We start from the raw sequence: 25,733 nt of genomic DNA, 5'->3' as shown, positions 1-25,733 counted from the left end.
TCACGGATCACATTTGGAAGGTTTAGGGTTTGCCTGAATATTCCAAATAACAGGTTAAGCGTATGGCAAGTTTAAAAGAAATTCGCGCCAAGGTAGCCAGTATTAAAAGCACGCAAAAAATTACGCGTGCCATGCAACTCGTGGCTGCCAGTAAAATGCGTCGTGCGCAGGAGCGTATGTCGCAAGGCCGTCCTTATGCCGAAAATATGCGCCGTGTGATTGCCCATTTAGTGCAAGCAAATCCTGAATACAAGCATCATTATATGGTTGAGCGTCCGGTAAAACGCGTTGGCTATATTATTGTTTCCTCAGATCGTGGACTGGCAGGTGGTTTGAATATCAACCTGTTCAAGCGTGTGATCCAACACGTGAAGACCCAGCAGGAACAATCGATTGATGTTCAATTTGCATTAATTGGTCAAAAAGCGGTTACGTTTTTCAAGAATTATGGCGGCAAGGTGCTGGGTGCAACCACGCAAGTGGGCGATGCGCCAGGCATGGAACAGTTGACCGGGTCTGTGCAAGTGATGCTGGATGCCTTTGATCGCGGCGAAATCGACCGTGTTTATCTGGTTTCCAACAAGTTCATCAATGCCATGACCCAAAAGCCCCAGATTGATCAGTTGGTACCATTGGCCGCAAGCAGCGAAGGCGAACAGCTCAATCGCAGCTATGGCTGGGACTATCTGTATGAGCCAGAAGCCAATGTATTACTGAATGGCTTACTGGTGCGTTACATTGAGTCCATGGTGTATCAGGGCGTGGTAGAGAACATTGCTTCCGAGCAGGCTGCCCGTATGATTGCCATGAAGGCAGCAACTGATAATGCGGGCGAGCTGATCAAGAGCTTGCAACTTATTTATAACAAGCTGCGTCAAGCCGCGATTACCCGGGAAATTTCCGAAATCGTTGGCGGTGCCGCTGCCGTTTAACATTTTTAATTTGAATTGAGGAGACAGCAATGAGTAGCGGTCGTATCGTTCAGATCATCGGCGCGGTAATCGACGTCGAGTTCGAGCGCAATAGCGTTCCGAAGATCTATGACGCTTTGCATGTTGACAATACTGAAACAACGCTGGAAGTTCAGCAGCAGCTGGGTGACGGGATTGTTCGTACCATCGCCATGGGTTCTACTGAAGGCCTAAAGCGCGGTCTGCCTGTCACCAGCACCAATGGCCCAATCTCTGTACCAGTAGGTACAGGTACACTGGGTCGCATCATGGACGTGTTAGGCCGTCCCATTGATGAAGCCGGTCCGGTTGAAACCCAAACCACTTGGGCCATTCACCGTGAAGCGCCAAGCTATGCTGAACAAGCAGGTTCTACCGAACTACTGGCAACTGGTATCAAGGTCATTGACTTGCTTTGTCCATTTGCTAAAGGCGGTAAGGTTGGTCTGTTCGGTGGTGCGGGTGTCGGTAAAACCGTAAACATGATGGAACTGATTAATAACATCGCTAAAGTATACAGTGGTTACTCTGTATTCGCTGGTGTTGGTGAGCGTACCCGTGAAGGTAACGACTTCTATCACGAGATGAAAGATTCTAACGTGGTAGATAAAGTGGCAATGGTTTATGGCCAGATGAATGAGCCACCAGGCAACCGTCTGCGTGTTGCGCTGACTGGTCTGACCATGGCGGAATACTTCCGTGATGAAAAGGACGAAAACGGCAAGGGTCGTGACGTATTGCTGTTCGTAGACAATATTTACCGTTACACCTTAGCAGGGACTGAAGTATCTGCATTGCTGGGCCGTATGCCATCTGCGGTAGGTTACCAGCCAACACTGGCCGAAGAAATGGGCGTTCTGCAAGAGCGTATTACGTCGACCAAAACTGGTTCTATTACCTCAGTACAAGCCGTTTATGTACCAGCGGATGACTTGACCGATCCATCACCAGCCACCACCTTTGCTCACTTGGATGCAACTGTGGTACTGAGCCGTGATATTGCTTCCTTAGGTATTTACCCTGCGGTAGATCCACTGGATTCAACTTCACGTCAGCTGGATCCAAACGTGGTTGGTGAAGAGCACTATACAGTTGCCCGTGGTGTACAAACCGTACTGCAACGCTATAAAGAGCTGAAAGACATCATCGCGATTCTGGGTATGGACGAGTTGGCTGAAGAAGACAAGCTGGTTGTATACCGTGCGCGTAAGATTCAACGCTTCCTGTCACAGCCATTTAACGTGGCTGAAGTATTTACTGGCCAGAAAGGCAAAATCGTACCATTGAAAGACACCATTAGTGGCTTTAAAGGTATTCTGGCTGGTGAATACGATCACTTGCCAGAACAGGCGTTCTACATGGTTGGTGGTATTGAAGAAGCAATTGCCAAAGCCGAGAAACTCTAAGTAACGCTCAGTGAAGGAGATGATCTCATGGCAGTAATGCAATGTGATGTAGTAAGCGTGAAGGAATCCATCTACTCAGGTGCGGTGTCCATGCTTATTGCAAAAGGTGCAGGCGGCGAGCTGGGTATTTTGCCCGGTCACGCGCCACTGGTCACCTTGCTTCAACCAGGCCCAATTCGTGTTCAGCTGGAAAACGGTACAGAAGAAGTGATCTATGTATCGGGTGGTGTGCTTGAGGTACAACCGCATGTGGTAACCGTCTTGGCGGATACAGCAGTGCGTGCCGGTGACCTTGATGAAGCTGCCATTCTGGAAGCGCGTAAACAGGCTGAAACTCTGCTGGAAAACCAGCGTGGTGAGCTGGATACTGGTGCGGCAATGGCTGCACTGGCTGAAACCGCCGCCCAGCTGGAAACCCTGCGCAAGCTGAAAAACCGTGCTTAATGAGCAAGGGTTAGCAAGACATTGTCTTACCTGGGCGCAAGGCAAGCAGCTATGCTGCAAGTGGCGAGGATGAAACTAGATTTCATTTAGCAAGGTTCCAATAAAAAACCGTCTTTAATAAGGCGGTTTTTTTATATTTGTTTTTTATTAAAATCGACTCGGCCAGCCCATTAAGTCATTAGTATTTGGCGGCTTAGTGCAAGACAGTATGTTGTAAATTAAAAATTCTAGCTCAGGAGACTACTTATATCATGCATTCAAATTTACCATCAGGCATCAACCAGCAATGGCTGGCAAGCGAAGCCGGCCCTGCAATTGAAGTGTTAGTGATTAAAAATTCATGGTGTGATGCAGTGATTGCCTGTCAGGGTGCACAGGTGTTGCACTATCAGCCAAAACAAAAATTGCCTATCCTGTGGTTGTCCGACACTAACCAATTTCAGCGCGGGAAAGCCATTCGAGGTGGAATTCCATTGTGCTTTCCATGGTTTGGCAAGCATCCACATCAACCGGATTTGCCATCACATGGCTTTGCCCGCCAAATGGAATGGCAGTTGCAGCAAGCCAGTGAAAATATACAAGGCCATCACTTGAGCTTTGTACTCAAGGACAATGCGGCCACTAGGCTATTATGGGATTATGGCTTTGAAGCAACCATGGATATTCATCTGGGTAATCAGCTTGAAATCAACTTCCAGGTTCACAATACGGATTGTCAGCCGTTTGAGTTTGGGTTTGCCTGGCATAGTTATTTTGCGATTCAGGACATTAACCAGACTCAGGTACATGGCCTGGAGCAGCTTGCATTCCTCGATCAGCTGTCACCAGATGGGGGTTATAGCCATGTTGAAACTCAGCCCATCCGTTTTTCTTCAGAAACAGACCGGATTTATCAGCAGGCCGGTGGTCATTATGAAATTAGCTCAGGGCAGGAATCCCCCATTTACATTGATGCACCTGAGTGTAGCAGTGTGGTGGTGTGGAATCCGTGGGCAGAAAAAGCGCATCGTTTGGGGGATATACCGGGCGATAGCTGGAAACATATGCTTTGCGTCGAGTGCGGAAAGCTTGACAAGGCCAACGTGCTTTTAGAACCGGGTCAAACGGTGTCTTATCAGCTGGTTTTATCGCGCTAAAAAGCGGGCAGAGTGGTCTGACAGATTTAATTCAGTTCACAAACTCTTGTGTACAAGATAACGCAGCCTCACAAGTTTGTATCATAAGACGTTCAAATTGATTACTTGCAACAAACGCATTTATTTTAAACTTTAAGGCAATTTACACGCTAAAACGCTCAAGTGTTCATGTTTAAAATTTTATTGCTGGTAATCATTATGCTCACTAGTTCTTCACAGACAGCTATAGCCGAAGATAATGGCAACACCACGCTTTGCACAGCGCAAAAGCTACAGGAAGTTTTGCAGCCTGCCACCACAGAACAGCCCAGCGTTTATATTGATTGCTCACTCACGCTGCCAAAGAATGCAAAAATTACCAAGCAGCTTGTTTTTGCTGGTGGGCGTGCAGCCAATATTGTATTCGAGGGTAATGGTGCAGAAATTAGAGCGGCGTATGCCAAGCCCTCGGTACTTATTACTTCAAAACAAGATCAAAACACTTGGCAAGTACCAAATCATATCACCATTAAAAATATTCAAGTTATGGGCTCATTACGCATTCATGGTATGGCTGAAAATGGACAGGGAGAGTTGCTAAAGCAGTCTTCTCATCAGGCAGGACACACTGAGCGCGCACAGCAGGCAGCGCCCCATCACATTGTTTTAGACAACCTTAGCCTGATTGGTGGTCAACATAATATGATGTATCTTGCGCCTGGCGTGCATCATGTCACGTTAAAAAATAGCCAGTTTATGGGGCAAACAGCTGGCCTTGCATTGTATCTGGATGCGGAAAGTAGCCACAATACCATTGAGAACAACACATTTAAGGTGCAAACCAAAGCACGTGAACTGATTGCGGTGGATGGTTCTGCACATAATACAATTCGCCATAATCGTTTTATAGACCCTCATCACGGAGCCATTTATTTGTACCGCAACTGTGGGGAAGGGGGCACGGTACGTCATCAGGCTTCGCATCATAACCAGATTATCCAGAACCAGTTTGAGCTATCGATGAGCAGCAAACTGCCTCTAATTTGGCTGGCTTCCAGAAACGGAGAGCGCAATTATTGTAGTGCCGACAGCGGCTATGCGTTTGGCAGTAGTACTAATGATAAAGATTTAGCTAAAAATAATCAGGTGAGCCATAATCGTTTTAATTTAAAAAATATCCCTAAATTCTATCGGTGGGTAATGAAAGTTGATGACCGATTAATTAAGGTTAGTGCGCAGCCAAATGAAATCAGCTCAAACCAGATAGTTGATTAAAAAATAAAATCTTAAACATGCAAAATAGCCAGTGGAGCATCAGTTTCCACTGGCCAGTAGGCTTTATCAGTATTGCGCTAAAAGCAAATTACTTTGCCAGTTCAGCTTCTATTGCCTCAACAATACGCGGATCATCTGCTGTGATATCGGGTGCAAAACGCGCAACCACCTCACCTTGTTTATTCACTAAAAATTTCTCAAAATTCCATAGCACTTCAGGCGCTTCAGTGGTTTCAATCGATAAGCCTTTTAGCCGTTCACGCATAGAACCTTCACCAGTGGTCTGCGGCTGGGCTTTGGTGAGCTGGGCATATAGCGGATGCTGGTCGTCGCCCGTCACTGAAATTTTGGAAAACAGTGTAAAATGCACATCATAGTTCAGGCTGCAAAAGCTGCTGATTTCTTCATCAGTACCCGGTTCTTGGCCTTTAAAGTTATTGGCTGGAAAACCCAGAATTTCCAGACCATCATCTTTTTTAGCCTGATACAGTTTTTCCAGTCCTTCATACTGGGCTGTTAAGCCGCATTTGGATGCTGTGTTAACAATCAGCAGTACCTTGCCAGCATACTGGTTCAGGTTAATGGTTTCACCTTTAATAGTTTTTACCGGAATATCATAAATGGATTGAGACATCAGGGTTCCTTTTAAGAGTGTGGTGGGACATTAAAGTAAAGATTAAGATTGTTCAGGTTTTAAGGCATGTGACATGAGTGCCACCATGTGCTGAACCTGATGACGCAATTGATCAAGTTGTTTAACTGATAGTTGAAGCTGACTGGCCAGCGTTTCGGGAATAATAGCGGCTTGCTGCTTAAGGGCATGACCTTGTTGGGTGAGGGTAATGAGTACCCGGCGTTCATCCTGAGGATTACGCTGGCGGTCAACCAGCCCATTGGCCGCCAGCCGCTTGAGCAATGGGGTTAGTGTGCCACTGTCCAGAAATAGTTTTTGCCCCAGCTCGCCCACCGTGCAGGGCGAGGTTTCCCACAAAACCAGCATCACCAGATATTGTGGGTAGGTCAGGTTAAACTGTGTCAGCACCGGACGATAAAGCCGGTTCAGCAAATTTGATGCGGCATATAGCGGAAAACATACTTGCCGATCTAGTGATAACAAATCTTCACCTGCCAATGAGGGTTCAGTCTGATCAGATTTGCTATTCAAGGACGATGCAGGATTAGCCATGATAAAAGAATTTTTGAGTTTTAATGATTGTATTGCTAAAAATTAAATTTTGCACAATATAATTTTATTGTTTTGTAAAACGCTTTTTCAGTTTAAAAGTTAATTTATAAGATTAAAAATGCAAAGTGAAAAAATTTAGTTTGATTAATAATGCCTGCGTAACTGGCTGGGACTTTTTCCAGTCATGCGCTGGAACATGCCAATAAATGCCGACGATGATTGATAGCCCAGATAGCATGCAATGCTTTTTATGCTGTGCTGTTTGTCCAGCAGGTCAATGGCAAGCAGTAGTTTGGCCCGGCTGCGCCATTCGTTCAGGCTCATGCCCAGTTCCTGCTGGCTTAAACGCAACAAATGACGCTCGGAAAGCCCTGCAAGTTCAGCACATTGTTGCAGGGTAACCAGACTGGCTGGTTGTTGCTGGATTTGCTGTAACACAGGTTCTAGTTTGGCATGATAAGACCATGGCAGATAATGGTCATAGCAGCGCGCCTGCTGAATCTGGTCAATAAGCACCTGGGCAAGGCGCTGGTCAGCCGGGGTTTCGGGCCGACGAATGTCACGCCTGATAAATTCATGCACAATGCTGAGTAGTATTGGACTAATTTCAATGAGTTTGATGCCCGTTGGCAACACAGCACAATATTCCTGCGCAATCACCAGCGTGATATAGCAGGTATTGGCCTGACTATGTGCACTATGGGCTGTATTGGGCGGCAACCAGATGGCATATTGCGGCGGCGAAATATAATTAGTATTTTCAGCGTGTAGGTTGATTACACCATACAGGGCAAAATTCAGCTCACCCCACGGCACACAATGCGCTTCAATCACGGCATTTTGTGCATACTGGTGAATGATGCAATCGACATGAATGGGCGGCTGGCGGTTATAGCTCATGGCAGATGCCGTTCAAATAGTAGTGGTCAACCATAAGAATTTCCAAAAAGTGTTGCAATATACCTGATTAATAACTGCAATTTAAAACTACCTTTAAAACGTGAGCTTTAAGGCAAACTGTCCGAAATTCAGTATCAATGTCTGCTTTGAGGGATATTGTGAAAATATGACCTTCGCTAAACTATGAACAGGCGTTAATCACAGGAACAGCACCATGGCTTCATCACATTCCGCATCCAGCCAATCGCCAAACCAGCATGCTTATGTGTATTTGGTGCCGCTGGCTGCGGTAGTGATCTGGTCAGTGAATGTGATTGTCACCAAGCTGGCAGTAGGAGCAATTTCTGCACTGAGTATCAGTTTTTATCGCTGGGTGCTGGCGTTTGTGCTGCTGAGTCCATTTGTATTGCCAAAGGTGTGGCGGCAGCGGCAACTGATCTGGCCTTATCTGCCTAAACTGGCGATACTGGGTTTGCTGGGCATGCTGATGTATCAGGGTCTGGCTTATGAAGCAGCCCATACCACGTCTGCCACCAACATTGGCATTTTAAATGCCATGATTCCACTATTTACCATTGCCATTGCAGCAGTGTTGCTGCGTGAAAAACCCACGCTATTTGCCATTATGGGTGGGATTATTTCGCTAACCGGGATCATAGTGCTCATTGCCAAGGGCAACTTGCCGAACATCATTAGTGGGCATTTAAGCAGTTTCCATCTGGGCGATTTGCTCATGCTGCTGGCGGTGTTTTGCTATGCGGCTTACGGCGTATTTACCCGCTTATGGCAACTGCCGCTGGATTTGCTCACCAATATTTATCTGCAAATTGGCTTTGGCATGCTGTTTCATATTCCGTTTGTGCTGTATGACGGATTTTCACCCATTACTGCGCAAAATATCTGGCTAGTGCTGTACGCAGGAACTTTGCCATCGCTGGTAGCACCATTGGTCTGGGTAAAGTCTATCCAGCTCATTGGCCCAAGCCGCACCAGTATTTTTATTAACCTCACGCCCTTATTAACAGCAACCATTGCCGTGTTTTACCTAAATGAACACTGGTTTAGCTATCACAGCATGGGCGCGCTGATGATTCTTGGTGGGGTGATCATGGCGCAACTCGGCGCTGCCCGCAAGAACACGCCCTAAAGTTACTCACAAGAAGTAAAAGTTGATGAATAGGACAAATTCAGATGGCTATTGGCTTAAGCATTGCCAATGGGCTGCTGGCTTAAAAAATGGCAGGTTTAGACCACAACCAATTGCTGGCCTGCAAAACTAACAATTTGCCCGCGCGTAATTTTGCAACGCTTGCGGGTTTCGATCTGACCGTCTACGTTAACCAAACCTTGTTCAATGGCAGTTTTTGCCGCGCCGCCGCTGTCACACCAACCCTCTATTTTTAGCAGGTCACACAAGGCCACGTAGGGATGATCTTCAAGATTAAACTGGTTCATATGAGGTGCCTGAGAATAATAAAGGTGGCGCTGTCTGGTTGAGGCTTTTGAGCAGTGGACTGTACAATAACGCGCGGCGTGCCATCAGCATTGAGATAATATTTAGGCCCTAGAGAAGTCATAATCAGCCGGGCATCAAATTCTTCACCCTTTTGCGAGGCCGTATTGGAGCACTTGATAGTATAGCTCACTTCCACGGGATCAAGGTTATACACCACGCCTTCATAAAATGGATCATTCCAGCCGGGGCCATACCAGCCATTGCCATAATAAGGCCAGCGTGCACGGTGAGGGCCATGCCATAACGGGCCAGCCCAGCCGGGAAAGGCATTGGGATAAACCACTGCCCGACGACTAGGGGCTGACTTGCCTTGATCCAGAACCATAAAGTAGCGGTAACCCGCATCCATTGTGGTTTTGGCAGCCTTGAGCAGCGCAATTTCCTCAGCAGTGGCCGCACTCATGTCCGGGTCACCGGTAAAACGAACCCGGTAAATGGCCGTGTTCAGCTGATATTGCTCAAACTGACCTAGACTGGCAAAGCTGCGGGGCTGGGAAGGTGCCATGACACAACCGCTCAGCAGCAAGGCTGCCAAACCGGACACAGCAAGGTTAATGAAAATGGCACGCATAGGTAAGCTCCCAGCCAGTGAACAAGTTTTACCGCAGGCTTAATGTCCACAATAAGGGATGATGCGCCTGGCATCAGCACATTATAAAGCAACGCAGCGCAGCAGAGAAAACCAGGCTGTATAAGCAGTGTAGGAAATGCTTCACAATGGCTTCATTGTTGCATGCCCGGAAAAAATTGAGTTAAAACGAACTGTTAGGCTGTTTTAAAAACTCCAGTTCTTCAGGGGTAGAGGTTCTGCCCAGCACGGCGTTCCGATGCGGATAACGGCCAAAACGGTCAATAATGGCTTTATGCAGTTTTTCAAATTTTAGGTTGTTTTCAATGCCCAGTTGAGTAAACAAATCCAGTGCTTTTTCATGGATAAGCCGCGATTCACTGTGCATGAATGGCATATACAAAAATGAACGCTGCACCGGACTGAGCTGTTGGTCGGCACCGTGTGCAATGGCTTCCTGTGCCAGCGCCAGCGCCATGGGATCGCATGCAAAGGCAGCCGCCTGATCTCGATAGAGGTTACGGGAAAACTGATCAAGCACAATGATTTCAGCCAGACGGCCTTCGCTACTGCTGCGCCATGCATAAGCTTCTGCAGCGGCAACATGGGCATGCCATTTACCAAATTGCTGCTGAATTTGCTGGTCAAATCGCTCATCTTTTTCAAACCATTGAGCTGGGGTGCTCTGTTCAAACCAGAAGTTTAAAACCTGCTGCGGCGTCATGGAATATTCCCATTCATTCAATGAAGTCCTTACTGTAAAGGACAAAGCGGGCAAAAAACGAGCTTAAATCCGTATCCATGATGAAAAAGTCAAAAAAAAGCTATTTTTTTCATATCAAAAATCATGCGTTTTCAGCCAATAAAGGGCAAAATCGCTATGTCTTGCTTTGCAGCATCCTTGAGCCTGCAAAGTAATGTTGCTGGCCAAGTGAGTAAAATGAATGCGTAACCCGGACTTGTTAACCCAGTTTAAACTACCCGCGTGGTTAACACCTGATCACTTGTCAGGCATGCAACGTGGCATTGAAAAAGAATCGCTGCGTATGCAGGCCAATGGTTTTTTGTCGCAAACCGATCATCCTGCGGCACTGGGTTCGGCATTAACCCACCCGCATATCACCACTGATTATTCAGAAGCCCTGATTGAGCTGATTACGCCACCGGTAAGCCATCCGCAACAGGCACTGGATTTTTTGCGCCAGCTGCATGTGGTGGTACAGCAAAACCTGCCAGAAGGCGAAACCCTGTGGCCATTGTCCATGCCCTGTATGCTGGACAAGGATGAAAACAATATTCCACTGGCCCGATACGGGTCCTCGAATCTAGGTCAGTTTAAAACCCTGTACCGCCGTGGCCTTGGCATCCGTTATGGACGCCGCATGCAAACCATTGCCGGGGTCCATTACAATGTATCATTCCCTGACCAGCTTTTTACGGCATGGCAGCAACAGAGCAGTACCGCGCCTGAATTGCAGCAGTTGAGTTTGCAGGATTATCGCAGTGAGCGTTATTTTGGCCTGATCCGTAATTTCCTGCGGCTGGCGCCACTGGTGGTATATTTACTGGGTGCCAGCCCCTCGGTGTGTGCCTGCTTTTTATCAGGCCGCCAGCATCACCTGCAACCACTGGTGAGCGGCACCATGTACCTGCCAGAAGCCACGGCCCTGCGTATGGGGCGGCTAGGCTACCAGAACAGTGCACAGCGCGGCCTGGGCATTCACTATAACAACATGCAGGATTATATCCGCGGCATTGAACAGGCCATTCATACGCCGTATCAGGCCTTTAGTGAACTGGGGCTGGATGATGAAAACGGTGAGCCGCTGCAAATCAATGATCATGTGCTGCAAATTGAAAATGAATACTACAGCCCAATCCGGCCCAAGCAAATTCCCCAGTCTGGCGAAACACCCGCACAGGCCCTCAAAAACCGTGGTGTGGCCTATATTGAACTGCGCGCGGTGGATATTAACCCGTATAGCGACATTGGGATTGATTTAACCAGCGCCTGTTTCCTGGAAGTGGTGGCGTTATATGCTTTATTGCAGGAGAGCCCGGCGATTGATGACAGCGAGCAGGACTGTATTGATCATAACCTGATTAAAGTGGTGGATCAGGGCCGTAATGTGAACCTGAGCCTGAATACCCCGGATGGAGAATATCTGTTTAAGCCGTGGGCGCACCAGCAACTGGAACACATGCAGGCTATTGCCCGCATGCTGGATGAAGCAACGGCACAGCCTATTTATCAGGCAGCGCTACAGGTGATGAGCAAGCGCCTTGAGCATGTCGAACATACGCTATCTGCCCAGGTGCTTAGTGATACCGTGACTGCGGGCGGCTCATGGCGCTTTGGTCATGCACTGGCCAGCCGTTATGCCAGCCAGCAGCGTGAACAGCAATTGCAACCTGAACAACAGCAATATTTTGACCAGATTGCCGAGCAGTCGTGGCAGGCACAACAGACATTGGAACAGCAGGATCAGGGCGACTTTAAAACTTATCTTGCGCCTTATCGCCAGAATCATGCAGTATCAGCAACATCGCCCAAGGAGCATGTTTAATGAGGTTAACCTACCGTGTGGTCAGTCTGATCCTGTTTCTGGCCAGTGTGGCTGGTATGGCATTTGCCCTGTATTTGCAGCACTATCAAATGCTGGAGCCTTGCCCGCTGTGCATTTTTCAGCGCGTTGGCCTGATGGGCATGGGACTGGTTTCACTGATTGCCTTTATCCACAATCCGGCAAAACGCTGGGTACGCCGTAGCTATGCACTGTTATCCACGCTGTCGATTAGCTGGTCATTTGCGGTGGCAGCACGTCATGTCTGGCTGCAACACCTGCCCCCGGAAGATGTGCCTGCCTGTGGGCCGGGCCTTGATTACTGGCTCGATACCTTTCCATTACGGGATGTGGTGCAAAAGGTACTGCATGGTTCGGGCGAGTGTGCCGCCATTGACTGGACGTTTCTGGGGCAATCGCTGCCGACCTGGGCGCTGGTATTTTTTAGCGCATTATTATTGCTGAACCTGTGGCAATTGGTGCGTCGTTAATCACAGGCGCTGTTGCCGGACTAAGGGACACAAAACCCTGAAATTAAAAAGGACGCCTGATGCGTCCTTTTTTAGTGGTTTTTTAGCAAAAATTTAGCGTGTGCCTAGGCCACACCTAATCCACAATGGTTTCGATGCGCTGGCTTGGATCGCGCACCTGACTGGCATCCGGATACAGCCAGGCAATAATTTGCTCACGTACCCGCGGATGATGCTGAATTTCAAAATGGTTTAGACCATAAAATACCGCTTTATGATCTTCTGGCACTTTCAGGCGGAATTGCGGATGCGGATGGTCACCCAGTGCACTTTTCACGCTCACCAGATAATCACCAATGGCTTCTAGGGTCTTGGAGCTTGACGATTCACGTTCCAGCGTTCCGGCAATCAAATAAGTATTTACGCGGGAAGGTAGCGGTGCAGGCTTGCGGCAATCGTCCATCTGGCCGATCTTGGCATCCAGATGTTCCCAGTCATCATCACGCACACTGCCATGACGCAGGTCAATAATTCCGGCACTACGCATATTGGCGAGCTGCGCCAGTACACTGGCAAATGGCACCTTGCCGATTTTTTCCTGAAACATAAAGCCCAGGCGTTCCAGTACCGCACCCTGATGCGGTGAACCAATGCACACCAGATTTTCAACGTAGTTAATCCAGTTATAGGCACTTTGCTTGCCATAAAACAGCGCACTACGTGACACCAGACCACCCATGCTATGACCAATCAGGTCAATGGTGGTAATACGCGGATTACGTTTGATCAGGTCTTCCAGCACATTGGAAAACGAACGGCCATTGGAGGAAATACGGCGTCCGGTGTTGTAATTCAAATACAGCACATTGGCCTGCTGCTGGTGATACAGGATATGTTCACCCAGTCCGCTGCTTTCACCCGGTGCCCAGCTTAAGTGGTTCATGCACAGGCCATGTACCAGAATAATCACCCGTCCCGAAAGTTCGCCGCGCTGCAACTGGCCATAACGGTCATACAGCACCATGGGCAGAGCCAGCGGGTTATGGCTGTTCAGCATGTAATCGCCCAGCACACCATTGAGTGCATTCGCTACAAAATGCATGAGCGGGGTTAAGGGTTTTTCATGCAATACCGGGAAATAACGGTTCAGTCCGCGCAAGCTGATGGCAAGACCTTTACCATATTGTTGCATGACACGCTGGCTAAGGTTATACACCCGCTTGGTAATGCCGTTATCCCAGATAAAATTCGCTTGCCGTGTGGTTAAGGAAAAATATTGCAGGAAAATTTCACGGTGGATTTCTTGCACAAGCTCGGCCACACCACTCACACTTGACGTGGCCAGCTGTGACAAACCTTCCAGAAAATCGGCCTGTGACGGAGGACTACGGTCAAACTTGCAGTAGTTTTCATGAAGTGGGGTTAAGCTGGGCATGATGCGGCATCCTCCGTTTATTCGCTAAATCGACTTTATTCCTGTGCGATTAAGCAGTGGGTCACAGTTGGGTGACATAGCTATTACAAGCTGTTACATGATGTTTACTCTTGATTACTAAAGGTGTCAATATCTACTTTAGTACAATAATTGGCCAAAATGCTCATTCTGGCTTATTTTCAAAGCAGTTTAGCCAATTGCCTGTTTTTTACACTAAAATGTCTACTGCTACCTATATCCTGAAATAGTTGAGTAATGCGTTAAAAAATGTGTGAAAACCAAAGGACTTAGTGACGAAAAAGTAATTTTGTTACATAACTTAAGTGTAACTTAGGCAGAATAGCCTCTTGTTATACGCTTTACACAGAACGTATCAGACTTGCGCATAACTTTAACATGCGTACAATTTAGCCCCGATTTGATGTGATTGCCGGATAAGCCATTCTTATGCAACTGATTTATATTCATGGACTCAATAGCAATGCCGCATCTGCCAAGGGTCAAATGCTGGAAGACTGGTGCAGAACCCACCGACCAGAAATCAGGGTGGTTCGACCCGACCTGAATCTGCCCCCACAGCAGGTCATGCAACTGCTGGATGAGGCCATTGCTCAGGATCCCCACACCGGTTTGGTGGGCAGCAGCCTCGGTGGCTTTTATGCGACAGCTTGCGTCGCAAAGCATGCGGTGCGGGCTGTTCTTGTTAATCCATCTGTGCGACCATTTGAACGGTTCAAACGGTTCTTTGCGCAGGGTGAAACCGAGCACCATACTGAAACTGGCTGGGTCGTGACGCCAGACCAGCTGGAAGACCTAAAGGCACTGTATCAGCCTGTACCTGCCAGCCCGGATAGAATTCTGGTGCTGCTCAAGCAGGGGGATGAAGTACTGGATTACCGCGAGGCTGAAAGTTATTTCAGTCAGGATGAGGCCCAGAGTGCGCTGATTGTAGAGCCGGGCGGTGACCATTTTATGCATGATATGGACAGTAAAATTCCGCTCATTATTAATTTCTTGTTTGATCGCTGATGGCGTGATTCATTCTCAGGCGGCCCACCGCATGCAAGGCGCAAAGTACCAACTGGCTATTTTTGATTTTGATGGCACGCTGGCCAATTCATTTCCATTTTTTGCCAGTGTGTTTAACGAGCTGGCTGAGCAGTATCGTTTCAAAAAAATTGAAATGCACGAGATTGAAACTTTGCGTCATGCCACGCCACGCCAGATTATGCAGCATGTTGAAATGGCAGCCTGGAAATTGCCGCTGGTATCACGCGGCTTTATCCGGCGTATGCGGCGCAATGCGCACCAGATTGAACTGTTTGAACACATTAGTGACAGCTTGAAGTTTCTGGCTAGCTCAGGTGTGCGGCTGGCCATTGTGTCATCCAATTCGCGAGAAAACGTGGCTGCCATTTTAGGGGCTGAACTGTTTGCCCTGTTTGGTCAGGTGCATTGCGGTATGTCGATTTTCGGCAAGACTGCGCATTTGAAAAAGGTTTTAAGGAAAACCGGTATTGCAGCCCAGCATGCCATTTATATTGGTGATCAGGAAACCGATGCCGAGGCAGCAGCACAGGCCAACATGGCATTTGGTGCAGTGAGCTGGGGCTATGGCAGTATGCAGGCTCTGCGTCAGCATGACCGCGTGCTGGAGTTTGTGACGGGTCATGATTTGCGCCAGCTTGCTTGAGGCATAAACTGCCATACAGGCACTCATGTTCATTCAAATGTTTATCCAAAAGACAGCTTGCGCATTCATGAGCAGGCCTGAGCTTTGGATGTGTTATTAATTTAATGCTGTATGTTTTAGTTGATATTAATAGTTTTTTTCGTCATTTGTTTTTGCTTGAATCCTGTGCTTTGCGTCGATGGTTAAATAAGAAATAGACACACAGTGGCTATAGCATTTTAGTGGTCTGCCAGCGTAAAACCTTGGATGAAAGAAAACAGTTAATCAATGACTTTGTAATGGGAAGTGAATAACGTGAGTCAATATACTGCGCAGTCGCTAGAGGTATTGTCCGGCCTTGATCCGGTGCGCCGTCGCCCCGGCATGTACACCGATACTTCACGCCCCAATCATTTGGCGCAGGAAGTCATCGATAATGCGGTGGATGAAGCACTGGCGGGCCATGCCAATGAAGTAACCGTGGTGGTATACAAGGATGGCTCGCTGTCTGTACAGGACAATGGCCGTGGCATGCCGGTAGATATTCACCCGGAATATGGCCAGAGCGGCATTGAGATTATCCTGACCCGGCTACATGCGGGCGGCAAGTTTTCTACTGATAATTACCAGTTTTCCGGTGGCTTGCACGGTGTAGGTATTTCAGTGGTGAATGCTCTGTCCACGCGGGTGGAAGTACAGGTGCAACGGCAAGGCAATTTATATAGCATGGCGTTTGCACAGGGCGTGCCGCTGGACGGGCTTAAGGTACAGGAAAAAGCCGTGCCTAAGCGCCAAACGGGAACGATGGTGCGTTTCTGGCCAGAAGCCAAATATTTTGACACTCCCAAATTCTCGCTGCGCGCACTTAAGCATGCCTTAAAGGCCAAGGCTGTGCTGTCGGCTGGCTTAAAGGTGAGTTTTCATGATGAAGACAGCGGTGAAACCCTGGTCTGGCAGTTTGAAAATGGCCTGCTGGACTATTTAAAGGATGAGCTGGATGGCCGGGAAATTATTCCGGCTGATCCTTTTGTGGCTATAGCTAGCGTAGAGCGGGCACATTGTGAATTTGCCATTTGCTGGAATGCCGAGGGTGGCGACACCGTACAAGAAAGCTATGTCAACCTGATTCCCACGGCGCAAGGCGGCACGCATGTCAATGGCTTGCGCTCCGGCATTGCTGATGCACTACGCGAGTTTTGCGAGCTGCGCAACCTGTTACCGCGCAATTTAAAGCTGGCCGCTGATGACGTGTGGGACGGGGTGAATTTTATCCTGTCGCTCAAGTTTCAGGAGCCGCAGTTTTCCGGGCAAACCAAGGAGCGCCTGTCCAGCCGTGAAGCCGCAGGCATTGTGCAAAATATTTCCAAAGATGCCTTTTCATTATGGCTTAACCAGAATCCCGAAGTGGCAACACAACTGGCCGAGCTGGCGATTGACCGGGCAGGCCGCCGTTTAAAGGCCGCCAAAAAGGTTGAGCGCAAGAAAATTGCTTCCGGGCCTGCACTTCCCGGCAAACTGGCGGATTGTGCCGGGGCTACCCGTGAGGAAACCGAGCTGTTTCTGGTAGAAGGCGATTCGGCAGGCGGGAGTGCCAAGCAGGCACGTAACCGTAATTTTCAGGCCATCATGCCGCTACGGGGCAAGATTTTAAACACCTGGGAAGTATCGTCTGATGAGGTACTGGCCTCGCAGGAAGTGCATGATATTGCCATTGCCATTGGGGTTGATCCGGGCAGTGATGACCTGTCTGAGCTGCGCTATGGCAAAATTTGCATTCTGGCCGATGCAGATTCAGATGGCTTGCATATTGCCACGCTGCTGTGTGCCTTGTTTGTACGGCATTTTCCAGCACTGGTGGAAGAAGGACATTTGTTTGTGGCCATGCCTCCCTTGTACCGGATTGATGCGGGCAAAGAAGTGCATTATGCACTCGATGATGCAGAGCTTGAGCAAATCCTCAAGAAGATCAAGAGCCGCGGTACACCGCAAATTACCCGCTTTAAGGGTCTGGGTGAAATGAACCCGTTGCAACTGCGCGAAACCACCATGGATCCAAACACCCGCCGTCTGGTACAACTGGATCTGGATGATAGTCATCATACGGCCGGGCTACTGGACAAGCTGCTGGCCAAGAAACGGGCTGCGGATCGTAAGGTTTGGCTGGAAGAAAAAGGTAATCTGGCCGATGTGGCAGCCTTATAAGCTGTTTTAAATTGTCCGTAAAACCCCATTATCCCATTGTTGTGTCTGCTAGCCGGGTACAATAATGGGATGTATTAAACTTCAAGATATCATCATGTTTGCTCTTCATAATAACTCATCAAAATTTTGCTTAAGTTGGGACATTATTCTTAATTTTTCCTTAGTTCTGCCTCAATAAATTTTATATTTTATAAAGGTGTGCTTAATGTTCGTTAATTTGTTTCAAATGGTGAAATTCATCTAAATCCCGCTGGTGGTCCTGTTTTTCCATGCTATCTTCAAAGTGTTCTCGTATTAAAACGAACAAGGGCCTTGGTTATTGTCTGCTCAAAAAGAATGTGCGCGTGAATGCTTTCCAGCCGTTTTTATTAGGATGCTGGTATGTTCAGCAGTTCTTTGCCCATTATGGTGCAGGGCAGTCGAGCCAAAAACTTAGCGTCTTGATAGTCAGGCGTATAATGCAAGTGAGGAACCTTAGATTATGAATATTGAAGTTCGTACAGATAACCATATTGAAGGCACAGCACGAATGATTGATTATGTGCGTGACCAGCTTAAAAGCGAATTTAGTCGCTACAGTGAACGAGTAACCCATATTGAAGTGCATTTTAGTGATGAAAATGCCGACAAAGGGGGCGATCAGGACAAGCGTTGTGCTATTGAGGCACGTGCGGCTGGCCTAAAACCCATGGCAGTGACCAATAAGGCCTCCAGCCTTGATCTGGCACTCGATGGCGCCATTGAAAAACTGCATCACATGTTTGAGCATAGCCTGGACAAGCTCAACGACCATCGCCATGAAACCCGGCCAAACTGGGAAGAACTGGTGCCAGAGCAGGAATAAGCTGTACAAAAGCCCGTCAAATCATGTCGGGCTTTTTTGTCAGAGAGGCCCGAGCCTGTTAAGCTGTCGCTATAATATCTGGATCGAGAAACCATGTTAAATCCACAGCAAAAAGCATTATTACAAGCCATTGATGAACTGGACGTTGCCCAGGTGCAGCAATTGTTACAGCAGGTTGATCCCAATTTCGTTGATGAAGAAGCGGGGCCTCCTGTGTCCAAACTATGCGATCAGTTGTTTCGCTGGTGGGAAAATATCTGCGATGCACATGAGGCGAACCATCCGCTGAGCGAAGCAGAAAAACAGGCACAGCTAAAGCCGTATATTGATATTTTGCAGGCGCTAATTGCAGCAGGCGCTAATTTGCATTTGTGGGATAGCGAGGAGTTGTATGGCCCGCTATGGGATGCCGCCAGTGCCGCTTGTGAACCAGTGGTTAAAATCCTGCTGGCGCATGAGGTTGATCCAAACACCCGGGATGATGAAGGCCTGACCATTTTGTCATCCATCAGCGACCTGTTTTTTGACTGCGACTTTGACCAGATTGACTGGGCGGATGCGCTACCGGAAGAACGCGCTACGCTTGAGCTGTTACGCAGTCATGGTGCCAAAATGAGCAAGGAACTGGCCAGTTAAGGTTGCCATAGCCGTGCTATCCGTGCGAGAAACAGCATGAATAGTGCCTGGCTGGGTCTCATTATTCCCCTATGGTGCATTTTGCTGTTTATTGGCTACTTTGGAATTATGCGTGCGATATTTGAGTCCAGTGAGTTACCAAAAATATCGCCTGAATTAACTGAAATATATAAGAATTCCTTGATTGGAAGAAATGGCGACAACAGTGTGCAGTTTCTACTAATTCTGGTCGCTGTTCCAATTGTTTGCCTGGGATTTAGTGCCGGTTATTTTCAGTCTAAAACCACAGATCCGGGTTTGCGCTGGTTTGGCCATGTTCTCGGTGTTTTAAATCTAATCTTGCTCTGGGCGTTATTTCGATATCTAACGTCCAGCAAGCTTGTTTGACAGATACAGGATAAGGCAAATAGGAAAGCTTAATTTCATTTGCTAACTGTCCTTAATCTTAAGGTTATCAATAAACTATGACTAGTTTTGTGCAAAACGCGACAGAAAACCGTTCAGTTGCCGAGTTTACTGAACAGGCGTATCTCAATTATGCCATGTACGTGATTATGGATCGCGCACTGCCGCATATTTCTGATGGCCTAAAGCCAGTGCAGCGCCGCATTGTGTATGCCATGAGCGAACTTGGCTTAAAAAGCAGTGGCAAGCCCAAAAAATCAGCACGCACGGTTGGCGATGTACTGGGCAAGTATCACCCGCATGGCGACAGTGCCTGCTATGAAGCCATGGTGCTGATGGCACAGCCGTTTAGCTATCGCTATCCATTAATTAGCGGGCAGGGTAACTGGGGTTCGCCGGATGATCCAAAATCCTTTGCAGCCATGCGTTATACCGAAGCCAAGCTGTCGGCTTACAGCGAAGTATTGCTCAGTGAACTGGGCCAGGGTACCGTAGAGTGGCAGGACAATTTTGATGGTTCAATGAAAGAACCAGTCACCCTGCCAGCGCGTTTGCCGAATATTTTATTGAATGGTACCACTGGTATTGCAGTAGGCATGGCCACTGACATCCCGCCGCACAACCTGCGTGAAGTGGTTAAAGGCACCATTGCCTTACTCAAGAATCCTGAATTGACCGATAAAAAGCTGGCTGGGTTTATTCCGGGGCCGGACTTGCCCACACAGGCTGAAATTGTGTCCAGTCCGGATGAGTTGCTTAAAATTCAAACCACAGGCCGTGGCAGCTATCGCATGCGTGCTGTATACCACGTGGATAAAGGCGAGATCATTATTACGGCACTGCCTTATCAGGTGTCCGGCAACAAGATTCTGACCCAGATTGCCGACCAGATGCAGGCCAAAAAACTGCCATTGGTCACCGATTTACGTGATGAATCTGACCATGAAAACCCAACCCGGCTGTTGATTGAGCTGCGCTCCAACCGCGTGGATGCCGATGCGGTGATGAACCATTTGTTTGCGACTACCGATCTGGAAAGCAGCTACCGGGTAAACCTGAACATGATCGGGCAGGATGGTCGCCCGCAGGTGAAGTCCATTCGTGAAATTCTGCTGGAGTGGCTGGCAATCCGGCAGGATACGGTGAAGCGCCGTCTGCGTTTCCAGCTGGATAAAATTGAGCGCCGCCTGCACATTCTGGCTGGTCTTTTAATTGCCTATCTGGATATTGATACAGTAATCAAGATTATCCGTGAAGAAGACAAGCCCAAGCCGGTACTGATGCAGCATTTTGGGATTGATGAAATTCAGGCCGAAGCCATTCTGGAGCTGAAGCTGCGCCATTTGGCCCGTCTTGAGGAAATGGAAATCCGCCGCGAGCAGGATGAGCTGTCTGCTCAGGCCAGCAAAATCCGTGAGCAACTGGAAAACCCGGAATCGTTGAAATTACTGATTATTGACGAATTGCAGGCCGATGCCAAAATGCATGGGGATGAGCGCTGTTCACCGATTGTGCAACGTGAGGAAGCTACCGCTCTCAAGGAAAGTGACCTGATTCCTGCCGAAGCCATTACCGTGGTGTTGTCGCAAGCCGGCTGGATTCGTGCCGCCAAAGGTGACATTGATGCAACGAACCTGAATTACCGTGCTGGTGACCAGTATCTGGCGCACTGTGCAGGCAAGTCCAACCAGCGGGTATTTTTGCTGGACAGTACCGGACGTAGCTATGCAGTGGCTGCCAGCACCTTGCCATCAGCGCGCAGTCTGGGTGAACCGCTCACCACGCGGCTAAATCCACCCGCAGGTAGCCGTTTTATAGACCTGATCATGGGTGAGGAAACGCAATCCATTATTCTGGCCAGCAGTCAGGGCTACGGATTTGCCAGCAGCATTGCCAATCTGGACACCAATGCCAAGGCCGGCAAGGCGCTGGTGAACCTGAGTGATGACAGTGAACTGTTGCCATTACTTGAGGTACCTGCGCAGGCAGACCAGCTGGCCGTGCTGTCATCCAGTGGCCGTCTGCTGATTTTTGCACTGGCGGATTTACCTGTCATGAGCAAGGGCAAAGGCAATAAACTGATTGCACTGGAGGCCGGAGAGCGCGTACAAACCATGGTGGTCTTGAATGCCCAAAGCAGCCTTGCCATTGAAGCCGGTTCACGCACCCTGACGCTAAAGGGAGCAGATTTGGCGCACTATGTGGGCAAGCGTGGTTTGCGTGGTCATTTGCTGCCGCGAGGCTACCAAAAAGTTGCTGGCATGCGTACAATTTGGCCGTAAGAGGGGTAAGGGGCGCAGGCCCCTTTAATCTGTTGAAACAGGAAAATATTAACAGGAGCTTAAGCCAGCCAGTTGTGGTCAAAACATTTCTTGACTAATTGGCACTAACTTGGTTTAACCCTAATTAAATATCTTATGATAACCTTAGCCTAAGCTAGTGATAACCGATGCATACAGGAGCGTTTTTCAACATGGATCATATTTGGTACAAGACGTACAAAACGGCAGGTATTCCAGAACAAATCGTTATGCCGGCAAATAACACCTCAATGGTTGACGTGTTTGAACGAAACTTTCAGAAATTCGGTTCACGCGATGCCTTTATCTGTATGGATAAAGCCATGAGCTTTTCTGAACTTGATAATGCCAGTCGCAAGTTTGCGGCCTACCTGCAATCCCTGAACCTGAGCAAGGGTGCACGTGTGGCAGTGATGATGCCCAACGTGCTGCAATATCCGGTAGCTGCCATTGGCATCCTGCGTGCCGGTTATGTGCTGGTCAATGTTAACCCGTTATATACCGCGCGTGAGCTTGAACATCAGCTTAAGGATTCCGGTTCAGAAGTCCTGATTATTGTTGAAAACTTTGCGCATATTTTCTCGGAAATCCAGAATAATACCCCGGTAAAACATACCATTGTGACTGGTGTGGGTGATTTGCTGGGCACGGTCAAAGGCCTGATTGTCAACATGGTCCTGCGCCATGTACGCAAACAGGTTCCAGCATGGAACATCAAGGGACATGTGCCATTTAAAGCTGCTTTAAACAAATTTAGCGCCAGCCGTTACAAGCGTCCGGTCATGAACTTGAATGACACCGCTGTGCTGCAATACACAGGTGGAACCACTGGCGTATCCAAAGGCGCGGAACTGACTCACAGCAATCTGGTCGCCAACCTGCTGCAAGTGGAAGCCATTTTCAAGAGTGCCTTTGATGAAGGGGCAACTGCTGAGCAAAACAATATCCTGTGTGCGCTGCCGCTGTACCATATTTTTGCTTTCATGGTCTGTGCCATGTTTGGTATGTATACCGGCGCCACCAATATTCTGGTGCCAAACCCGCGTGACATTCCGGGGCTGGTAAAAGAGCTGGCCAAATATCCACCGGCCTTCTTCCCTGCGGTTAACACCCTGTTTAACGCACTGGTTAATAATGCCGACTTCCAGAAACTGGATTTTAGCAAGCTGAAAGTGGCAATGGGTGGTGGTATGGCCGTATTGCCATCAACGGCTGAAGCCTGGCAGCAAATTACTGGCCGTCCCATTGTAGAAGGCTATGGCCTGTCTGAAACCTCACCGGTGGCAACTGCTAACCCGCCTTCCATTACCAAGTATACCGGCACCATTGGTATTCCCTTGTCCTCAACCGATGTTGCAATTCTGGATGACGATGGTAAGGCGGTTGCGCTAGGTGAGCAGGGTGAAATTTCCATTCGTGGCCCACAGGTCATGAAAGGCTACTGGAACCGTGCCGATGAAACTGCCAAGGTGATGACTGCCGATGGTTATTTCCGCACTGGTGACATTGGTTTCATGGACGAAAACGGCTACGTTAAAATTGTAGACCGTAAAAAAGACATGATTCTGGTGTCTGGTTTTAACGTTTACCCTAGCGAAATTGAAGAAGTGGTGACCAAGCATCCCAAGGTGCTGGAAGCTGCGGCCATTGGTGTGGCCGACGCCAAGAGCGGTGAAGTGCCCAAGCTGTTCATTGTGAAAAAAGACCCAAGCCTTACCGTTGATGAAGTACTGGCTTACACCAAGCAAAACCTGACTGGCTATAAGCAGCCAAAATACGTTGAATTCATGGACGAGTTGCCAAAATCCAACGTGGGCAAAATCTTGCGTAAAGACCTGCGCAAATAAGATTTTTGCAGTCATGTAACTAAAAAAGCAGTCCTGATGGGCTGCTTTTTTATACCTAAATGTTGAAAAACAAACGCTAAAAAAACTTTTAAAAAGTTAATAATTGTTAAAATTTCTGCATCATTTTAATTAAATAAGGCCGGGACAAGCGAAACAGCGCAGTAAAACTACCCATGGCACCCAACTGCAGGAACAAATGCGCGTAATCCAGCTGCAACTGATGGCTTAGCAGGTTATCCGTCAGGCAAAAAACTAGCACCAATGGCAACAACAATAACAGTGAGCGTTGATAAACACTGGCTAAAATCAAAAACACGCCAGTAACCATAAAGGTTGCCAGCAGTGAATATAAATTCTGGTTAGCCGCCATAACATTAACGATCAATGCCAGAATAATAGCTATAACGATACTAATTTTATTCAGGCGTTTGTCATACTGCTGTTGCTGTGCCAGTGCAGTATGAAGCGAATTCTGGGCTACTGGATCAGAATCCGGAGTTTGCAGGTGAGCAGGATCAGGCATACAAAGGCAACCCATACAATAAAATAAGAAGTAAGCAGACAAAAAGTCATCTGGAAATCTGCAGTTAAAAATTGAGCCGATTGGCTAAAAAATCACATTATTATAGAAATTCTTATGCTAAGGTTGTGCTGTTTTTTTAAATTTTAACAACAGCCAATGAGTTCAATCAATTCCCTTATTTATGTCATTTTGGCAGCGTGTTTGCTGCCTTATGTATTTTCATGGATTGCCAAGCTAAGTGGCGGGTTTACCCTTAAGGATAACCAGCAGCCACGCGAATTTATGGCGCGCACCACAGGGCTGGCCGCGCGGGCCAATGCAGTGCAGCTCAACAGCTTTGAAAGCTTGCCGCTGTTTTTAACCAGTGTGCTGCTGGCAGAGTATCTGGTGGTGCCTACCGCTATTACCTTTAATCTAAGTATTGCGTATCTGGTGCTACGACTATTGTATGGCTGTGCCTATCTGGCCAACTGGGCCACACTACGCAGTATCCTCTGGTTGCTGTCGATGGCGTGTCCGGTACTTTTACTGTTATTAATTGCATGGCTTTGAACCACAAGTGCTAGTCTGGCCTATAGCTATCTATCCTGTCAGGCATTTTTAGCATGATCCGTCACAATGTCTGCTGCAATGGATGCCGGATGAGCCAACTTAGGGCTATAATGTGCCACGTTTTTTAAACCACCCTTTTGCAGTAGAGTGATCCTATGAGCTACAACAACATTCCTCCCGGTAAAGATGCACCCAATGATATCTATGTGATCATTGAAATTCCTGCCAATCATGATCCGATCAAGTATGAAATTGACAAGGATTCTGATGCGCTGTTTGTTGACCGCTTCATGGGCACGCCCATGTTTTATCCGGCCAATTATGGCTATGTGCCAAACACCCTGTCCGAAGATGGCGACCCGCTGGATGTGCTGGTGGTCACGCCTTATCCGGTCGTTGCTGGCTCTGTAATTCGCTGCCGTCCGGTTGGCAAGCTGAAAATGGAAGATGACGGTGGGATTGATGCCAAGCTGGTTGCTGTACCGCATGAAAAACTGACCCCGCTGTACAAAAACGTGCAGGAATATACTGATCTGCCAGAACTGCTGATCAAGCAAATTGAACATTTCTTTAGCCACTACAAAGATCTTGAACCTGGCAAGTGGGTAAAAATCAGTGGCTGGGAAGGCAGTGATGTTGCCAAGGCTGAAGTATTAAAAGCCATTGAAGCCGCTAAAAATTAAGCTGCACTGGCTTTAAAAGGCTATTGCCCAAAAATCCGTTCCTTGTTTAACGAGAGGACGGATTTTTTTATGGCTATTCCCACAAGATGATAAAAATAAACCAGATTAAAAAATGCCCTGTTTTAAGGCGTTCTTTTTTGTATTCTTTAAAAACGCACCAAAATGACCGACTAACTTGTAACCAGATTTTTGTTGGTTAAAAATTAAAATCTCAAGAATAAATTATTAATATCAATAGCT

General features: G+C 47.9%; 25 protein-coding genes and 1 pseudogene. 18 read left to right on the top strand and 8 right to left on the bottom strand.

Translation table 11 applies throughout. The annotated features are described in order from the left end of the window. The first annotated feature begins 62 nt into the window (after positions 1–62). The 5 genes from atpG to E2B99_RS07795 all read left to right on the top strand — a co-directional run bounded on the left by atpG (position 63) and on the right by E2B99_RS07795 (position 5,190). Positions 63–932, top strand: a complete 870-nt coding sequence (gene atpG, locus E2B99_RS07815; RefSeq protein WP_134244346.1) for a F0F1 ATP synthase subunit gamma — start codon at positions 63–65, stop codon at positions 930–932. Positions 933–961: 29 nt separating this feature from the next. Next, complete coding sequence (atpD, locus tag E2B99_RS07810) at positions 962–2,356, top strand: F0F1 ATP synthase subunit beta (protein WP_026471673.1); 1,395 nt, start codon at positions 962–964, stop codon at positions 2,354–2,356. A gap of 27 nt (positions 2,357–2,383) precedes the next feature. Next, positions 2,384–2,800 (top strand): F0F1 ATP synthase subunit epsilon, encoded by a 417-nt coding sequence (locus E2B99_RS07805; protein WP_026471674.1) that lies wholly within the window; start codon positions 2,384–2,386, stop codon positions 2,798–2,800. Positions 2,801–3,051: 251 nt separating this feature from the next. Next, positions 3,052–3,936 (top strand): D-hexose-6-phosphate mutarotase, encoded by an 885-nt coding sequence (locus E2B99_RS07800; RefSeq protein WP_134244345.1) that lies wholly within the window; start codon positions 3,052–3,054, stop codon positions 3,934–3,936. Between the two features lie 198 nt (positions 3,937–4,134). After that, complete coding sequence (locus tag E2B99_RS07795) at positions 4,135–5,190, top strand: NosD domain-containing protein (protein ID WP_166739006.1); 1,056 nt, start codon at positions 4,135–4,137, stop codon at positions 5,188–5,190. 88 nt (positions 5,191–5,278) lie between these two features. Here the strand turns inward: E2B99_RS07795 and E2B99_RS07790 are convergent, their stop codons facing one another. From E2B99_RS07790 to E2B99_RS07780, 3 genes are all read right to left on the bottom strand, one after another. After that, positions 5,279–5,824 (bottom strand): glutathione peroxidase, encoded by a 546-nt coding sequence (locus E2B99_RS07790; protein ID WP_134244343.1) that lies wholly within the window; start codon positions 5,822–5,824, stop codon positions 5,279–5,281. A gap of 42 nt (positions 5,825–5,866) precedes the next feature. Beyond that, complete coding sequence (locus tag E2B99_RS07785; RefSeq protein WP_240687768.1) at positions 5,867–6,355, bottom strand: MarR family winged helix-turn-helix transcriptional regulator; 489 nt, start codon at positions 6,353–6,355, stop codon at positions 5,867–5,869. Between the two features lie 165 nt (positions 6,356–6,520). Further along, positions 6,521–7,276, bottom strand: a complete 756-nt coding sequence (locus tag E2B99_RS07780; RefSeq protein WP_134244342.1) for an AraC family transcriptional regulator — start codon at positions 7,274–7,276, stop codon at positions 6,521–6,523. Positions 7,277–7,490: 214 nt separating this feature from the next. On the opposite strand from E2B99_RS07780, the gene E2B99_RS07775 reads away from it, so the two are divergent. After that, positions 7,491–8,423 (top strand): DMT family transporter, encoded by a 933-nt coding sequence (locus E2B99_RS07775; RefSeq protein ID WP_134244341.1) that lies wholly within the window; start codon positions 7,491–7,493, stop codon positions 8,421–8,423. Positions 8,424–8,521: 98 nt separating this feature from the next. On the opposite strand, the gene ybcJ is transcribed toward E2B99_RS07775, so the two are convergent. The 3 genes from ybcJ to E2B99_RS07760 all read right to left on the bottom strand — a co-directional run bounded on the left by ybcJ (position 8,522) and on the right by E2B99_RS07760 (position 10,084). Beyond that, positions 8,522–8,731, bottom strand: coding sequence for a ribosome-associated protein YbcJ (gene ybcJ / locus E2B99_RS07770; protein ID WP_134244340.1), 210 nt, complete (start codon positions 8,729–8,731; stop codon positions 8,522–8,524). Continuing rightward, positions 8,728–9,363, bottom strand: coding sequence for a CC0125/CC1285 family lipoprotein (locus E2B99_RS07765; RefSeq protein WP_240687767.1), 636 nt, complete (start codon positions 9,361–9,363; stop codon positions 8,728–8,730). The genes ybcJ and E2B99_RS07765 overlap by 4 nt, the downstream gene beginning before the upstream one ends. A gap of 181 nt (positions 9,364–9,544) precedes the next feature. Further along, positions 9,545–10,084, bottom strand: a complete 540-nt coding sequence (locus tag E2B99_RS07760; RefSeq protein ID WP_134244339.1) for a DUF924 family protein — start codon at positions 10,082–10,084, stop codon at positions 9,545–9,547. A gap of 220 nt (positions 10,085–10,304) precedes the next feature. Here E2B99_RS07760 and gshA point away from each other — a divergent pair, with 220 nt between their 5' ends. Both gshA and E2B99_RS07750 read left to right on the top strand, forming a co-directional pair. Next, positions 10,305–11,927 (top strand): glutamate--cysteine ligase, encoded by a 1,623-nt coding sequence (gene gshA, locus E2B99_RS07755; protein WP_134244338.1) that lies wholly within the window; start codon positions 10,305–10,307, stop codon positions 11,925–11,927. Beyond that, positions 11,927–12,415 (top strand): disulfide bond formation protein B, encoded by a 489-nt coding sequence (locus tag E2B99_RS07750; protein WP_134244337.1) that lies wholly within the window; start codon positions 11,927–11,929, stop codon positions 12,413–12,415. Before gshA ends, E2B99_RS07750 begins: the two co-directional genes overlap by 1 nt. 160 nt (positions 12,416–12,575) lie before the next feature. On the opposite strand, the pseudogene E2B99_RS07745 reads toward E2B99_RS07750, so the two are convergent. Then, positions 12,576–13,829: pseudogene (locus E2B99_RS07745) on the bottom strand (alpha/beta fold hydrolase); the annotation flags it as partial. 447 nt (positions 13,830–14,276) lie between these two features. Between E2B99_RS07745 and E2B99_RS07740 the strand changes: the two are divergent. The 8 genes from E2B99_RS07740 (at position 14,277) to E2B99_RS07705 (ending at position 23,735) form a co-directional block, all read left to right on the top strand. Next, the gene (locus E2B99_RS07740) at positions 14,277–14,858 is read left to right on the top strand and encodes a YqiA/YcfP family alpha/beta fold hydrolase (protein WP_134244335.1); all 582 of its coding nucleotides are present in this window, start codon (positions 14,277–14,279) and stop codon (positions 14,856–14,858) included. Positions 14,859–14,889: 31 nt separating this feature from the next. Then, positions 14,890–15,522: an HAD hydrolase-like protein gene (locus E2B99_RS07735; RefSeq protein ID WP_134244334.1), complete on the top strand. Its 633-nt coding sequence runs from the start codon at positions 14,890–14,892 to the stop codon at positions 15,520–15,522. 294 nt (positions 15,523–15,816) lie between these two features. Continuing rightward, positions 15,817–17,703, top strand: coding sequence for a DNA topoisomerase IV subunit B (gene parE, locus E2B99_RS07730; protein ID WP_134244333.1), 1,887 nt, complete (start codon positions 15,817–15,819; stop codon positions 17,701–17,703). A 481-nt stretch (positions 17,704–18,184) separates the two neighbouring features. Beyond that, positions 18,185–18,547 (top strand): HPF/RaiA family ribosome-associated protein, encoded by a 363-nt coding sequence (locus tag E2B99_RS07725; protein ID WP_026471687.1) that lies wholly within the window; start codon positions 18,185–18,187, stop codon positions 18,545–18,547. 93 nt (positions 18,548–18,640) lie between these two features. After that, positions 18,641–19,183: an ankyrin repeat domain-containing protein gene (locus tag E2B99_RS07720; RefSeq protein ID WP_134244332.1), complete on the top strand. Its 543-nt coding sequence runs from the start codon at positions 18,641–18,643 to the stop codon at positions 19,181–19,183. A gap of 36 nt (positions 19,184–19,219) precedes the next feature. Next, positions 19,220–19,570 (top strand): hypothetical protein, encoded by a 351-nt coding sequence (locus tag E2B99_RS07715; protein WP_134244331.1) that lies wholly within the window; start codon positions 19,220–19,222, stop codon positions 19,568–19,570. A gap of 77 nt (positions 19,571–19,647) precedes the next feature. After that, positions 19,648–21,870, top strand: coding sequence for a DNA topoisomerase IV subunit A (gene parC, locus E2B99_RS07710; RefSeq protein ID WP_134244330.1), 2,223 nt, complete (start codon positions 19,648–19,650; stop codon positions 21,868–21,870). A 191-nt stretch (positions 21,871–22,061) separates the two neighbouring features. Further along, a complete protein-coding gene (locus tag E2B99_RS07705) occupies positions 22,062–23,735 on the top strand; it encodes a long-chain-fatty-acid--CoA ligase (RefSeq protein WP_134244329.1) in 1,674 nt (557 codons plus the stop codon). Positions 23,736–23,841: 106 nt separating this feature from the next. Here E2B99_RS07705 and E2B99_RS07700 read toward each other — a convergent pair whose 3' ends face one another. Then, complete coding sequence (locus E2B99_RS07700; protein WP_134244328.1) at positions 23,842–24,258, bottom strand: hypothetical protein; 417 nt, start codon at positions 24,256–24,258, stop codon at positions 23,842–23,844. Between the two features lie 156 nt (positions 24,259–24,414). Here E2B99_RS07700 and E2B99_RS07695 point away from each other — a divergent pair, with 156 nt between their 5' ends. Next, entirely contained in the window at positions 24,415–24,810 is a 396-nt protein-coding gene (locus E2B99_RS07695; protein ID WP_134244327.1) for an MAPEG family protein, read from the top strand. 155 nt (positions 24,811–24,965) lie between these two features. Continuing rightward, a complete protein-coding gene (ppa, locus tag E2B99_RS07690; RefSeq protein WP_134244326.1) occupies positions 24,966–25,493 on the top strand; it encodes an inorganic diphosphatase in 528 nt (175 codons plus the stop codon). The last annotated feature ends 240 nt before the right edge of the window (positions 25,494–25,733 follow it).

The sequence above is a fragment of the Alkanindiges illinoisensis genome (assembly GCF_004377485.1).
Taxonomy (GTDB): domain Bacteria; phylum Pseudomonadota; class Gammaproteobacteria; order Pseudomonadales; family Moraxellaceae; genus Alkanindiges; species Alkanindiges illinoisensis_A.
The sequence above is the reverse complement of the archived record's forward strand: the minus strand, read 5'-3'. Positions and strand labels throughout refer to the sequence as shown.